Annotated in this window: 11 protein-coding genes; 7 read left to right on the forward strand and 4 right to left on the reverse strand. The window is 58.2% G+C overall.

Annotation, left to right across the window (positions count from 1 at the left end; translation table 11 throughout):
* Positions 1–75: 75 nt before the first annotated feature.
* On the reverse strand, positions 76–1,719 hold the full coding sequence (locus tag GWK36_RS07075; RefSeq protein WP_166270546.1) for a bifunctional aminoglycoside phosphotransferase/ATP-binding protein: 1,644 nt from the start codon (positions 1,717–1,719) through the stop codon (positions 76–78).
* 174 nt (positions 1,720–1,893) lie between these two features.
* On the opposite strand from GWK36_RS07075, the gene GWK36_RS07080 reads away from it, so the two are divergent.
* A complete protein-coding gene (locus GWK36_RS07080; RefSeq protein ID WP_166270547.1) occupies positions 1,894–2,097 on the forward strand; it encodes a YgaP family membrane protein in 204 nt (67 codons plus the stop codon).
* A gap of 31 nt (positions 2,098–2,128) precedes the next feature.
* Here GWK36_RS07080 and rimO read toward each other — a convergent pair whose 3' ends face one another.
* Positions 2,129–3,487, reverse strand: a complete 1,359-nt coding sequence (gene rimO / locus GWK36_RS07085) for a 30S ribosomal protein S12 methylthiotransferase RimO (protein ID WP_166270548.1) — start codon at positions 3,485–3,487, stop codon at positions 2,129–2,131.
* A 121-nt stretch (positions 3,488–3,608) separates the two neighbouring features.
* Here rimO and GWK36_RS07090 point away from each other — a divergent pair, with 121 nt between their 5' ends.
* The 4 genes from GWK36_RS07090 (at position 3,609) to GWK36_RS07100 (ending at position 7,340) form a co-directional block, all read left to right on the forward strand.
* Positions 3,609–3,746 (forward strand): hypothetical protein, encoded by a 138-nt coding sequence (locus GWK36_RS07090; RefSeq protein WP_166270549.1) that lies wholly within the window; start codon positions 3,609–3,611, stop codon positions 3,744–3,746.
* A 279-nt stretch (positions 3,747–4,025) separates the two neighbouring features.
* Positions 4,026–4,259, forward strand: a complete 234-nt coding sequence (locus GWK36_RS16050) for a hypothetical protein (protein WP_425482783.1) — start codon at positions 4,026–4,028, stop codon at positions 4,257–4,259.
* On the forward strand, positions 4,183–4,872 hold the full coding sequence (locus tag GWK36_RS07095; protein WP_425482784.1) for a transposase: 690 nt from the start codon (positions 4,183–4,185) through the stop codon (positions 4,870–4,872). Before GWK36_RS16050 ends, GWK36_RS07095 begins: the two co-directional genes overlap by 77 nt.
* 89 nt (positions 4,873–4,961) lie before the next feature.
* Positions 4,962–7,340 (forward strand): phosphoketolase family protein, encoded by a 2,379-nt coding sequence (locus GWK36_RS07100; protein ID WP_166270550.1) that lies wholly within the window; start codon positions 4,962–4,964, stop codon positions 7,338–7,340.
* Positions 7,341–7,613: 273 nt separating this feature from the next.
* Here the strand turns inward: GWK36_RS07100 and GWK36_RS07105 are convergent, their stop codons facing one another.
* Positions 7,614–8,369: an MlaA family lipoprotein gene (locus GWK36_RS07105; RefSeq protein WP_343033155.1), complete on the reverse strand. Its 756-nt coding sequence runs from the start codon at positions 8,367–8,369 to the stop codon at positions 7,614–7,616.
* Positions 8,370–8,587: 218 nt separating this feature from the next.
* Between GWK36_RS07105 and rnt the strand changes: the two genes are divergently transcribed.
* On the forward strand, positions 8,588–9,259 hold the full coding sequence (gene rnt / locus GWK36_RS07110) for a ribonuclease T (protein ID WP_166270551.1): 672 nt from the start codon (positions 8,588–8,590) through the stop codon (positions 9,257–9,259).
* Positions 9,260–9,290: 31 nt separating this feature from the next.
* On the opposite strand, the gene grxD is transcribed toward rnt, so the two are convergent.
* Positions 9,291–9,623 (reverse strand): Grx4 family monothiol glutaredoxin, encoded by a 333-nt coding sequence (gene grxD / locus GWK36_RS07115; protein WP_166270552.1) that lies wholly within the window; start codon positions 9,621–9,623, stop codon positions 9,291–9,293.
* Positions 9,624–9,800: 177 nt separating this feature from the next.
* Here grxD and recC point away from each other — a divergent pair, with 177 nt between their 5' ends.
* Entirely contained in the window at positions 9,801–13,457 is a 3,657-nt protein-coding gene (gene recC, locus GWK36_RS07120; RefSeq protein ID WP_166270553.1) for an exodeoxyribonuclease V subunit gamma, read from the forward strand.
* The last annotated feature ends 214 nt before the right edge of the window (positions 13,458–13,671 follow it).

The following is a 13,671-nucleotide window of genomic DNA, read 5'->3' on the forward strand; positions in this document are numbered from 1 at the left end:
AGACCGGTCCGTGGATTGAGCTATTTTGATCACTTGCAGGCGCATATGCCAAACAAAAAGGGGTGGCTGTCATTTCTAACCCGGGGTCAGCGGTGATGAGGAGACTGGTTCTTGAGGGGCTCCCTGGAACGAACTGCCGGAGTCATGCCTTTGTTCGATCAGATAAGTCAGGCGGGTTAGGATCTCGGTGAAGGGCGGCGTGCGGCTGGTATCGATCATAAGCGCTTGGGTGCGTTCGCTTGTGCTCAAGGGCTCGCAGCTCGCGTGCTGGCGTTCGAGGACTTGCAGATCGGCCTCCGAGGGATCGCCTTCCCGCGCCAGCCGGCACTTGATCCGTTCGCGCAAGACCTCGAGCGGCGCCTCAAGCGCCAGAATGGCAAAGCCGGCCCCATGCCGGCGCGCTAGCTCGGCGAAACGCCTACGCCGCGCTTGGATGATGAAGGTGGCATCGACCAGGACATCATAGCCGCTTGACAGGATCAGATCGGCCAGGCGATGGAGGCGCTCATAGGTCCATTCGGTCGCTTTGGGGAAATAGATCCCGCCATTCAATGCACTCACGGTCCGTGCCTGTTCGTGCAGGCCAAACAGCCGCTTGCGCTCAATGTCCGAACGCAGATGGATCAGGGGCCAGACCTCTCGCAGCTGCAACGACAAACGGCTCTTTCCCGATCCAGGGAGGCCGCAGGCGATCAAAAGACGCGGACGGCGCGGACGGCGGGGTTGATAAGACAGCGCTAATTCCAGATAGCGCCAAAGATCACGGCGGGCTGTTGCAGCGGACTCAGATGTAAGATCGTCTTGACCTACGCGGATTGCTACCACCTTGGCGCGCACTAGGGCGCGATAGACCTTGTAAAAATCCAATACCAACAAGGCGCCATAATCGCCGGTCCGCTCGAGATAACGATTCAAAAAACGTCGGGCAGCAGCAAACTCACCTGCTTGTTCCAGATCCATCACAAAAAAGGCGATATCGCTTGCGGTATCGATCCAGCGGAGGTTGGGATTGAACTCGATGGCATCGAAGATATAGATCTGCTGATCGACCAAAGCGATATTGCCGCGGTGCAGATCGCCATGCCCCTCCCGCACGAATCCCTCGATCCGCCGGGTCTCGATGATGGGGCGCAAGGTTACAAAACGTTTGCGCGTCCATTGATCAAGCTCATCCACTGCGGCCCGGACCTCGGGGAGATCAAGACGGGCGCGGAGCTGGGCAAGGTTTTCCAGCATGGGCGACAAGACCCGCTCGGGCGAGCCAAAGCCACTTTGAGGGGCGGCTGGCGGAAGGATAAGATGAAAATCGGCGATCAACTCGGCCAGGCGATTGATCAGCTCAGGTGTGAGTGTCTGCCGGTCAAGGAGTGCCGTCTGCGGAAAACGGCGCATCTGAACCGCATATTCTAGGATGGGCCCTGCCCCCCCGATGCGCGGTGCCTTGAGGCTGCCGTTGATTGTGACCACCCCCAGATAGAGGTCCGGCGCAAGCCGGCGATTGAGCCTGACCTCCTCCTCGCAGCAGTATTTGCGCTGTTCTAGGGTCGAAAAGTCGAGAAACCCCAGGTTAAGCGGCTTTTTGAGCTTATAGGCATAGTCTCCAGCCAGGAAGATATGCGAGATATGGGTCTCGAGATGCTGGATGTCTGGTGTCGGATGCGGATAGGCCGCTGGATGCTGCAAGGCTGCGCTCAAATACACCAGATCTTCTTCTTGCATTGTAGGGCCTCCTCGCTTGGACCGGATGGCAAGAGCGTCGAGCAATCAGGCCCTTGCTACCCCTCTGACTCTGGATCTGGACAGCCCAGCTGTCCGGGGCAAACGTGTTGAACAAGAGTGTTATCAATCCTTATGATTAATTATGCTTTCCATTGATTGAGTGTAGTGAATCCCATGACCATTGAACGCATCGTTCTCGCCGTCGCTGGCGGCTTTATCCTGATCTCATTGCTGCTCGCCCATTTTATTAGCCCTTATTGGCTATGGTTTACCGCCTTCGTTGGGGCCAATCTCTTTCAATCCGCTTTTACTGGATTTTGCCCCTTGGCCTTGATCCTAAAAAAACTCGGTAAACAGAGCGGACCGGCATTCCCTTAAAAACAAGACCCGAGGTCGCCAAGAACCCCCTCTATGCATCCACCGCAAGCGGCCTTGCCCAGAGGTCATGCGCATCCGTATCTATGACCTCGACCTCCATGAAATCGCCCGGGGCGATCTCCCAAGCGCCCTCGATGATCACCTGGCCATCGATCTCGGGGGCATCGCCATAGCTCCGGGCGATGACTGCATCCTCCTCGACGCGATCGACGAGGACGGTCAGACGCTGGCCGAGACGGCCGGCAAGCTTGGAGCGACTGATCTCGGCCTGGAGCGTCATGAGTCGTTCGAGTCGCTCTTGTTTGACAGGTTCAGGAACGGAAGCTGGCAGATCATTGGCCGCGGCCCCCACGATCGGTGAATAGGTAAAACACCCAACCCGGTCGATCTGGGCGGCGCGTAAAAAGTCCAGAAGCATTCCAAAATCATCATCGGTCTCGCCGGGAAAACCGACGATGAAGGTACTACGTACCACCAGCTCGGGACACAATGCCCGCCACTTTTCCAGACGCTCCAAAATCCGTTCAGTTGCCGCAGGTCGGCGCATCGCGCGCAGGATTTTGAGGCTGGCATGCTGCAGGGGCATATCCAGATAAGGCAGGATCAGCCCCTCTGCCATCAGTTCAACCAGCTTATCGAGCTGTGGATATGGATAGACATAATGCAACCTGATCCAGGCAGGCAGCTCCCCAAGCGCCTGCGCGAGATCGAGGACATGGGTGCGCAGCGGCTGGGTAGCCCAGAAATCGGGTCGGTATTTCAGGTCCTGACCATAGGCAGCTGTGTCCTGTGCGATCACCAAGATCTCGCGCACCCCAGACTCCACCAACTGGCAGGCCTCTGCCAAGACCTCACCGATCGGACGGCTGACCAAGGGACCGCGTAGGCCGGGGATGATGCAAAAGCTACAGCGATGATCACAGCCCTCAGCGATCTTGAGATAGGCGTAATGACGCGGGGTCAGACGCAGACTGCGCTGGGGGATCAGATTGCACAAAGCGCTTTGCAGTGGCGGCAGCCGCTCATGCACTGCGGCCATGACCGCCTCTAGGTCACGCGGACCAGTGATTGCCAGGACCTCGGGATAATGCGTGCGGATCAGTTCAGCGCGCGTCCCCAGGCAACCGGTCACGATCACCCGTCCATTCTCTTCCAGTGCCTCGCCGATCACTGCAAGTGACTCATCGACCGCAGGCTCGATAAAGCCGCAGGTATTGACGATCACGAGATCGGCTTGATCCAGGTCGGACTGCAAGCTATAGCCCTCGGCGCGCAGGCGCGACAGGATCAGCTCTGAATCGACCGTTGCCTTGGGGCAGCCGAGGCTGATGAAGGCGATCTTCGAGGGCTGCTCGGTAGGAGCAGGATGGTGCAAAGTCAGTCCAGCCATGATAAGGAATCGGTGCAGATTGCGGAACGTGCGGATATGGTTGAGGATAGCGCCCCGGGGCGACTCAGCCCAGGTGCTCGCCCTCGGATCGACACCAGGATACACGCCATCGGAGCATTTTATGAAAGGTTGTAAGCTCTGTCGGTATAGTCGGGTCTGCAACGATCTCCCCGGGATCTGTATCCTGATCCCTTATGTCACCATTGCGATCGTGGTGATCGCCGTGGGGTATCTATTCGTAACCCAAGAACTCCTTTAGGGATCAGCTCTGTGATCCGCAAAGGCCCTCACCCTATATATCCAGACCTTCTACAAGATATATCCAGACCTTCTACAAGAAAGGTCGTGGATTGAGTGTGCAGAGGTCTTACCTGCGCTGCCCCATCTAACCGAGCAGCGTGCTCTGTCTTCTCGTTGACATCCTCTCTGCCTTGATGGCTGGCCCTTGTCGCCCACTGGCTTAAATTTCTTGATAAGAAACACATGCTTTTGAAATTGAGTGAGCTGTCCAGATGTCGTGGGCATGGAAAGACGAGACATGAGATTGCTGTCGTTTGCGGCGCGCGAAGAGCGGCGGCGTGGCTGGAGGTATGAAGCGATAGGCGCGCAGAGGGGATTGTTGGGCGCAGGGGTGTTCGACATCTGCAAAGGCTATGGGCGCGAAGGGGCCCAAGGACAAGGGGGGTGGGCGCAAGGTGGGCGAGAAGCGGGCGCTGTTGGCGGAGCAGGACGCCCAGATACGCAAGCTCATGTGCGACGGGACACCGGATGAGCTGAAGCTGCCGTTTGCGCTGTGGAGCCGGCAGGCGGTGCGGCAGTTGATCCTCGGCTGTTTTGGCATCGAGCTCAGGCCGCAGGGGGAGGGCAAGTACATGGCGCGCTGGGGATTGACGCCCCAGAAACCGATTCGGCGCGCCTATGAGCAAAGCCCGCCGGCGGGCAAGACGCCCGAGATTCGCGTCACGCACCGTCGCGAAGGCCTGTCGGTGATCTCGACGCTGACCAACCGCGGCAAGGTGCGTCGGAAGGCGTTCGCGGGGGCGATGAACGCCGACATCCTGATCGACTTCATGAAGCGGCTCGTCAAGGACGCCAGGGGCAAGAAGATCTTCCTCATCCTCGACAACCTGCACGTGCATCACACCAAGCCGGTCAAGGCCTGGCTGGCTGCATGCGCCAATCAAATCGAGGCCTCCTCCCTCCCCCCCTACAGCCCAGCACTGAACCCCAACGAGATGCTCAAGGCCACCATCACCGCGCAGGCGCCCTCCCGCGCCAAGGACGATCTGAAGAAGGCGACCGTCAGCCACCTGCGCCGCCTTCTCAATTCCCCCCAACGCATCATGCGCTACTTCCAGCATCCCAAGCTCCATGATGCCGCGTAATATAAGTTCATTGGTTTCGGATCAATAAGTGTTCATCATCGGCTGCTATCCTGAGGGGGACCCGATCCTCGATTCCCAGGAGCACAGCGATGAACAGCCAGGCCGAAGCCACTCCCCTATTAACCCCCGAGCTCGACCAGCTCCATGCCTACTGGCGCGCCTGCTGCTATCTGGCTGCCGGTATGATCTATCTGCGCGACAATCCTTTATTGCGCGAGCCTTTGCGTCCAGAGCACGTGAAACGCCGGCTGCTCGGGCACTGGGGATCGAGCCCCGGGCTCTCATTCATCTATGTCCATCTCAATCGGCTGATCCGCACTCGCAATCAGGAGATGATCTTCTTGGCTGGACCTGGGCATGGGGCCCCTGGGGTCTTGGCGCCTGTCTATCTCGAGGGGACCTATTCCGAGGTCTATCCCGACAAGGGACAAGACCTCGAGGGGCTCAAGCGGTTTTTCAAGCAGTTCTCCTTCCCTGGGGGGATCGGGTCGCACTGTACCCCAGAGCTCCCTGGCTCGATCCATGAGGGCGGTGAGCTCGGATATTCGATCTCGCATGCCTTCGGCGCCGCCTTCGACAACCCTGAGCTCCTGGTCGCCGTCGTCGTCGGCGATGGCGAGGCCGAGACCGGACCTCTGGCCACTTCTTGGCATTCCAATAAATTTTTGAACCCCATCCGCGACGGGGTGGTACTGCCGATCCTCCATCTCAACGGCTATAAGATCAACAACCCGACGATCCTCTCGCGCATCCCGAACGAAGAGCTCGCCTGTCTCATGCGTGGCTACGGCTGGGTACCCTATTTCGTCGAGGGCGAGGACCCCACGCGCATGCATCAACAGATGGGCGCGACCCTAGAGCAGGTCCACGACCAGATCCGAGCGATCCAACAAGAGGCGCGTACGACCGGTAAAACCCAGCGCGCCCATTGGCCGATGATCGTCCTGCGCACCCCCAAGGGCTGGACAGGGCCCTCCGAGGTCGATGGGCACAAGGTCGAGGGCTTTTGGCGTGCACATCAGGTGCCTCTCGCCGATGTCCATGAAAACCCAGAACATCTGCGCCAGCTCGAAGACTGGTTGAGGAGCTATCGACCCGATGAGTTGTTCGACGCCGAAGGGCGCCTCATCCCCGAGCTTAAGGCGCTTGCACCCAAGGGGCAGAGACGTATGAGCGCTAACCCCCATGCAAATGGTGGACTGTTGCGCCGCGCCCTGCGCCTACCAGACTTTCGGGATTATGCCATCCCCGTTCCCAAACCTGGCACGACCCACCATTTCAATACTAAACCCACAGGCACCCTGTTACGCGATGTGATGGTCAAGAATCCGACCAATTTCCGCGTCTTTGGCCCAGACGAAAACACCTCGAACAAGCTCGATGCGATCTATGAGGCGAGTAAAAAGCTGTGGTTATGCGACTTTCTACCTGAGGACGCCGATGGCGGCGAGCTGGCGCCTGACGGTCGGGTCATGGAAATGCTCTCCGAGCATACCCTCGAGGGCTGGTATGAGGGTTATGTGCTCACCGGTCGCCACGGATTTTTTGCGACCTATGAGGCCTTCGTCCATATCATCGACAGCATGTATAACCAGCATGCCAAATGGTTGGCGATCAGTCGCGAGATCCCCTGGCGCGCCCCGATTGCATCATTGAATCTTTTGATCACCTCGACCGTCTGGCGCCAGGACCACAATGGATTTACCCATCAGGATCCAGGTTTTTTGGATGTGGTGATCAATAAAAACCCGCGGGTGACGCGCATCTATCTGCCGCCGGATGTCAATTCCCTGCTTTCGACCGTCCATCATTGTTTACAGAGCCGAGACGACATCAATGTTATCGTCGCAGACAAACAGAACCATCTCCAATACCTAGACGTGGATGCCGCGATCAAACACTGCACCAAAGGGATCGGGATCTGGGAGTGGGCGAGCAATGACCAGGGGGCCGAACCAGATGTGGTGATGGTCGGCTGCGGTGACATCCCGACCAAGGAGGCACTCGCCGCCACCGCCCTATTGCGCGAGCATTTTTCCGATATTAGGATCCGCTTCATCAATGTAGTGGATCTCTTCAAGCTCCAGCCGCCGCGTGAGCATCCGCATGGCCTGTCCGATGCGGATTTCGATAGCCTATTCACCAAGGATAAGCCGATCATCTTCAATTTCCACGGCTATCCCTGGCTGATCCATCGCTTAGCCTATCGGCGCACCAATCACAAAAACCTCCATGTGCGTGGCTATAAGGAGAAGGGCAATATCAATACCCCATTGGAACTTGCCATCAACAACGAGATCGACCGCTTTAGTCTGGCCATCGATGTCATCGACCGTGTCCCCAGGCTCCAGGTCGCTGGCGCGCATATCAAAGAAAAACTGCGCGACATGCAGATCGAGTGCCGCAACTATGCCTATGAGCATGGGATCGACAAGCCCGAGTTCGATCAATGGGCGTGGCCATTCTAAGCCATACATTGCAGGATCTTAGGGCTTGACTTTTTCCAAGACCTAGACAAAGCCTCCCTCCCGATGCTGCGGGAGAGAGGATCGAGGTATAAAAGAATGGCAGCGTAAGTATCATCAATCCATTTTGTTTCAATCGAAAACCTTCTGTTGAGAAGGTGTCTCCATCAATGAATACCATAAATAAAGATTTCAGAAAATTCTATTATTCTCATCTTTAACGGCAAAGAGCATTTTCATGCCGCTTTACCGAAGCAAGGAGAGGACTCAGAAAAATTAGAATTGCACATCTTTCCATAAGTCCGGCTGTTCGGCATCGGCGGGAGGATGGCCGTCGTAAACCAGGTTTTGCCGGCGCTGGAGATAAACGTCGCGCACAAAGGGATAGGGATCCCAGGCAATTGTCTCCAAAAGCCGAGTGGTCTTGAGCAGATCGGCACGCTGGTCGATCACTTTTAGGTCGGCAGAAGTCCAGCGCACCCAGTCATCCCTGATCCAAAACACGGGATCGAGAAATAGGTCGGCTCCCATGCCGATCGATTCACGCATTGTGCTCGGACCCAGCAGGGGCAAAACCAGATAGGCGCCAGGTTCAACCCCCCAATAGCCCAGGGTTTGACCGAAATCCTCCTTGTAGCTCGGCAGACCGACATTGGTAGCAACATCGACAAATCCCAAAAAACCAACGGTCGAATTGATGAAGATACGCCCGACGTCACTACCTGCGCGTGCCATCTTGAACTGCAGGACATTATTTACAGCCGAGCCAACATCAGCGAGATTGTTAAAAAAGTTAGTAATCCCGCGATTGACCGGCTCAGGTGTCAGTCTTTGGTATGCGCGCGCAACCGGCTGAACCAAGCTATGGTCAAAATCGCGATTAAAACGAAAGACCACTCGGTTAAAGGGTTCTAGAGGATCGCGCGGATTGGGGACACGTTCAGGCTGTGATGTACAGCCAACTAAGAGCATCAACAGTGTCAGGGAGGCTGCGGCTGCGCGTTGCCGCCAGGTTCGATGCAGAATCGTCACTCGATGAATCCTATTCGGTGACTCGAAAGATGTCAGTCATCCTATCACAGGTCATCCTACCCCAGAGATATCTGCGACACTCCAGTGTTCCTCTCTCCCCCCTATCCTAGCCGACCGCCCTTTCTCAACAATGTGTCCTCTGAGCGTTCCTGTTCCTCTGTTCATGGCATCGGTATCTTGCCATTGGCAGAAACAGCGCCGCAACCTATGCTGTCGCCATGAACGACCGATCCGATATCACCCCCAACATCGCCCAGCGCTTTCGCGGTTTTCTACCCGTGGTGGTCGATGTCGAGACTGCGGGCTTTGACCCCCAGCGTCATGCCTTGCTTGAGATCGCCGCGGTCATCATTCGCATGGGGCCGGATGGCCTCTTGCAACCTGGGCCGATCCTTGCCTGTCATGTGTTGCCCTTTCCCGGGGCTGAGCTTGACCCGCGTGCCCTGGCCTTTACCGGGATCACCGATCCACATCACCCCTTTCGCGGTGCGGTCACTGAACGCGAGGCCTTGGAACACATCTGCGCCCCCATCCGCAAGATGCTCAAATCAACGGGTTGCAAACGCGCTATCCTGGTCGGACACAACGCCCATTTCGACCTGACCTTTATCAAGGCCGCAGTCGAACGCACAGGCTACAAGCACAACCCTTTTCACAGCTTCAGCGTCTTTGACACCGTTAGCCTTAGCGGCTTGATGTTTGGGCAGACGGTACTAGCGAAGGCAGTCAGGGTAGCGGGGTTATCCTGGGATGCGAGCGAGGCACACTCTGCAGTCTATGATGCCGAGCAGACTGCCCGTTTATTTTGTTTTATCGTGAACCGCTGGCAGGCACTTGACCGCGAACGCCTCTGGGAGCGCGCCCTCCAGGACAATGGCTCAAGCGCTTAGTAAAGCAGCGCCCACCGATGACGCAAGGCACTCAATCCTGGCCTCCTGCCTTGGCAACCGCCTGCTCTAGCATGGGTTTCAGTTCGCCGCGGGCATGGAGCTCCAGGGTAATGTCACAACCGCCGATCAATTCGCCATTGACATAGATCTGGGGAAAGGTCGGCCAATTGGCAAAACGCGGCAGGTTTTCGTAGATCTCTGGGTCTTGTAGGACATTGACGTAGGCGAAAGGGACGCCGCAGTCCTTAAGGGCCTGGGCTGCGCGCAGCGAAAAGCCACACTGCGGGAACTGCGGCGTTCCCTTCATATAGATCACCACCGGATGGTTGCGGACCTGTTCGGCGATACGTTCCAAGACATCCATGACAACACCTGTAAATGTTGAATTTCGGGGCCGAACTGGACACTGAGCTCAAGATCGGTGAGCTCAAGATCGGGCTGGGCAGTCCCCTTTTCAAGTTGTCAGCCGACCGCCAACAGGGTTCTATCTTTTTACAAGATGCCCCTGTCAACCTGCAAATATGTACCTAGGACGCTCGCCATGACCGATTGGCCGACTGGATTCATGGTTATCCAGGGCAACCGTATGGAGGAACTGCGCTCGCTCATGGTGGCCTGGATGGGCCGCTATCCGCTGAAGCCGCTCGAAAACGAGGTGATCCTGGTACAAAGCAATGGGATCGCTCAATGGCTCAAACTTGCCCTGGCAGCCATGCCCGATGGCACACTAGCAGGTGGTCAAGGGATCGCTACAGCCTTGGAGGTGACGCTGCCGGCGCGTTTCGTCTGGCGCGTCTATCGCGCTGTGCTCGGCGCGCTACCGGAGAGCTCACCCTTTGACAAGGGTCCGCTGGTTTGGCGGATCTATCGCTTGTTCGCCTGGCTAAACGATCCCGATTCGTTACCTGAGCAGGGGCCAAACCTGGAGGCATTGTCGCCCCTACGCGCCCTGCTCGAACGCGCAGATGGAGTGACAAACGCGCGTCGGCGCTATCGGCTTGCTGAGCATCTCGCAGATCTATTCGACCAATATCAGGTCTATCGCGGCGACTGGCTGGAGGCCTGGTCAGGCGGCGATGACATCCTCATCCGCGCCAACGGCGAACGGTCTGGGCTTCCGCCCGATCTGTCCTGGCAGCCGGCATTATGGCGGGCGCTCTCCACCGATATCCTCGCCTCCCTAACAAAAGGGACAGACAAATTTGCAGGATTGACTAAGGCCAGCCGCGTTGCCGTCCATCGCGCTTTTTTAGCCGAGGCACATACCTTAAGCCCGCGTTTCCAATCCGCTTGTCTGCCGCGGCGGGTGATCGTCTTCGGCCTCTCTGCCCTGCCTCAGCAGACCCTAGAGGTCCTGGATGCAGTTGCTCGGGTCTCCCAGGTGCTCCTGTTCGTCCTTAATCCCAGTCGCCATTATTGGGGCGATCTGATCGAGGGGCGCGATCTGTTTCGCCGTCCCTATAAGCGCAACTCAGCACGCAAGCTGCCCAAGGATCTGGATGAGACCAGCCTCCATCTCCACGGCCATCCGCTATTGGCGGCTTGGGGGCGGCAGGGGCGCGATTATCTGCGTCTGCTCGATGCCCATGATGAGCGTACCCGCTATGAGACCCATTTCACCGATCTTGCGGGGAGAGCAGAGGGTATCGATCTGTTTGCCTCACCTGGCACGGGTTGTCTGCTCCATCAGCTCCAGGACGACATCCTAGAGCTGCGCTCGCTCACCGAGCGCCAGCACCTCCAGTCGGTCATCGACCCTGAGCGCGATCGCAGTCTTGAATTCATCGTCGCCCATCATCCCCAGCGCGAGGTCGAGGTCTTGCACGATCGACTGCTTGCCGAGCTGGACCAGGCGGCGACGAGCGCACGACCGCTCGAGCCGCGCGAGGTACTGGTGATGGTGCCCGATATCTCCATATATGTGCCGCATATCCAAGCGGTCTTCGGCCGCCTGGAGCGGGATGATCCACGCTATATCCCCTTTAAGATCACGGATCAGAGCGAGCGCCGGCAAAACCCGTTGCTGATTGGCTTCGAGCATCTCATCAACCTGCCACATGCCCGCCTCACTGTCAGTGAGGTCTTGGATTGGCTCGACATCCCAGCGTTTCGCGCTCGCTGCGGGCTCGACGAGACAGCGCTCGCGACTCTGCATCATTGGATCGGCGGGGCCAATATCCGCTGGGGATTGAATGGCGAACACCGGACTGCCCTGGGATTCCCCGAGGGTTTGAGCCAGCATACTTGGCATTTTGGCCTCGAGCGCCTGCTGCTAGGTTTTGCCAATGGGTCTGCCGGGCCCTGGCGGGGAATCGAACCCTATGCAGCCATCGGCGGACTCGAGGCGGCGCTCTTGGGCCCGCTGACCGAACTGATCGCGCGCCTACGGCATTATTGGCGCATCTTGAGCCAAGCGCGCCCCGTCTCGGACTGGGCGGAGCTGGTCGCGGCCCTGCTCGATGATTTTTTCGTTGAGACCAATGAGACAGAAGCGATCACGCTCGTCCGCATCATGCAGGCACTCGACGACTGGGCCGCCGAATGTGCCCAGGGCGGATTGGGTGATGAACCCCTCCCCTATGAGGTGTTTTGCGATGCATTCTTGCCGCGTCTCGACCAGCACCATTTGCAACAACACTTCGTCGGAGGGGCAGTCAATTTCGCGACCTTGATGCCGATGCGGGCCATCCCATTCCGCCAGATCTGGATTCTAGGGCTCAACGACGGTGACTATCCGCGCCAACGTCGACCTTCAGATTTCGACCTGATGGCCACCGACTACCGCCCGGGGGATCGCTCGCGGCGCGATGATGATCGCTATCTCTTGCTTGAAGCGCTCCTGTCGGCGCGGGACAAGCTCGTCATCAGTTGGGTCGGACGCGATAGCCACGACACCGGTCCGCGCCAGCCCTCGGTCTTGGTGACCCAGTTGCGCGATCATCTCGCTGCGGGCTGGCGCTTGCCTGCGGGTCATGGGGGCAGCCTGGTCGAGGCCCTGACCACCGTCTATCCGCTGCAGCCTTTCAGCCTGTCCTATTTCAGCCCTCAGGCCAGCCCGCGGATCTTTACCTATGCCGAAGAATGGCAGGCCGCGCACGGATCGGGTGCCGAAGCCAAGACGGCCGAGAGGGCGCTCGCACCCTGGCGACCGGAGTCTCCGATCCGTCTGGACGAGCTTGCTGCATTTCTCCAATCGCCGGTCGATGCCCTCTTTCACCAACGGTTGCGCGTCCCTCGTGCCGATACCGCCCGTGCGCCCCTGGATGTCGAGCCATTTGCCCTTACTGGGCTCGAGTTCTGGCAGATCAGGGAGACGCTGATCGATCGCTGCTTCGTGCCAGGACTGAACCCTGATGAGCTCGCTGACCGCCTGCGCTCAGGCATCGCCAGCCTGCAGGCCCAAGGAAACCTCATGGACGGGCCGCTGGGCGAGATGATGGTTGCAGAGACCGCTGACGCACTAAGGGCACTCTATGCTAACTGGTCAGCGGCCTTGTCTGCCTGGCCCAAGCATCGGGAACAACCGCTTACCATCCGGTTGGCGATCGAGACGCCGGCTGGTCTGCTGATCCTAGAAGATGATTTGTATGATCTACATCTACGCAGTGACAATGTAGGTACAGAGTTAGGTGCGGGCCAGATCGTGGTCACAGCCAGCACGCTGGACAGGGGCAAAAGATCGACCTGGAAAAACGCCATCCGCCCCTGGCTGCGCCACCTCGCTGCTCAACTCGGCGGCGAACCGGTCGAGACACACCTGCTGACCCCGGGAATCTCCTTGACCTTTGCCCCCCTACCCGCCGATGACGCCATGGCCAATCTCGAGGCACTCCTCGGCGCCTGGTGGCAAGGGATGCAAGGCCCCTTGCCAGTCGCGTTGGCAGCAGGTCTGGCCTGGATCGAACAGGGCGGCAGGGACCTGACCTGTTCAGCGGACCAGCAGCAGGACAACGGGGCTCCATCCTCGATCGATGAGAATGCATGGCGCACCCAGCCTGCCTGGGACGAGGCAGACCGTGCCTTTCGCAATCAAGATCTTGCCCATAGCCGCCACCTGCAACGCTGCTACCCCGATTTCGGGACGCTTTGGTCGCAGGGTGCCTTCGCCAGTTGGGCCCATCTGCTGTATAGCAGGCTCTATACTGCGCTTCAGGACGCGTTTGCCTCACTGCCGCGGGGCAAGGGGCAGCCAGGCTGAGACATTACGGAGGGGACGCAAGCGGGCGCAGGCTTGATGCATGGCACCACACCCCGGACCCGGGATTTGACGTCCTCCCCGCCCTGAAGGACGGGCTTTGACGCGCACTGGGTTAGCATGCTGTGCCTCACTGATCTCTAATATTGATAAGAAACACATGCTTTTGAAATTGAGTGAGCTGTCCAGATGTCGTGGGCATGGAAAGACGAGACAT

Origin of the sequence: Caldichromatium japonicum (assembly GCF_011290485.1) — a bacterium.
GTDB classification, from domain to species: domain Bacteria; phylum Pseudomonadota; class Gammaproteobacteria; order Chromatiales; family Chromatiaceae; genus Thermochromatium; species Thermochromatium japonicum.

Excerpts from the sequence above, each read along its gene's own strand:
- GWK36_RS07075 (WP_166270546.1), bottom strand. The coding sequence starts at position 1,719 with ATGCAAGAAGAAGATCTGGTGTATTTGAGCGCAGCCTTGCAGCATCCA.
- GWK36_RS16050 (WP_425482783.1), top strand. The coding sequence starts at position 4,026 with ATGAGATTGCTGTCGTTTGCGGCGCGCGAAGAGCGGCGGCGTGGCTGG.
- recC (WP_166270553.1), top strand. The coding sequence starts at position 9,801 with ATGACCGATTGGCCGACTGGATTCATGGTTATCCAGGGCAACCGTATG.
- GWK36_RS07090 (WP_166270549.1), top strand. The coding sequence starts at position 3,609 with ATGAAAGGTTGTAAGCTCTGTCGGTATAGTCGGGTCTGCAACGATCTC.
- GWK36_RS07080 (WP_166270547.1), top strand. The coding sequence starts at position 1,894 with ATGACCATTGAACGCATCGTTCTCGCCGTCGCTGGCGGCTTTATCCTG.
- GWK36_RS07100 (WP_166270550.1), top strand. The coding sequence starts at position 4,962 with ATGAACAGCCAGGCCGAAGCCACTCCCCTATTAACCCCCGAGCTCGAC.
- grxD (WP_166270552.1), bottom strand. The coding sequence starts at position 9,623 with ATGGATGTCTTGGAACGTATCGCCGAACAGGTCCGCAACCATCCGGTG.
- rnt (WP_166270551.1), top strand. The coding sequence starts at position 8,588 with ATGAACGACCGATCCGATATCACCCCCAACATCGCCCAGCGCTTTCGC.
- rimO (WP_166270548.1), bottom strand. The coding sequence starts at position 3,487 with ATGGCTGGACTGACTTTGCACCATCCTGCTCCTACCGAGCAGCCCTCG.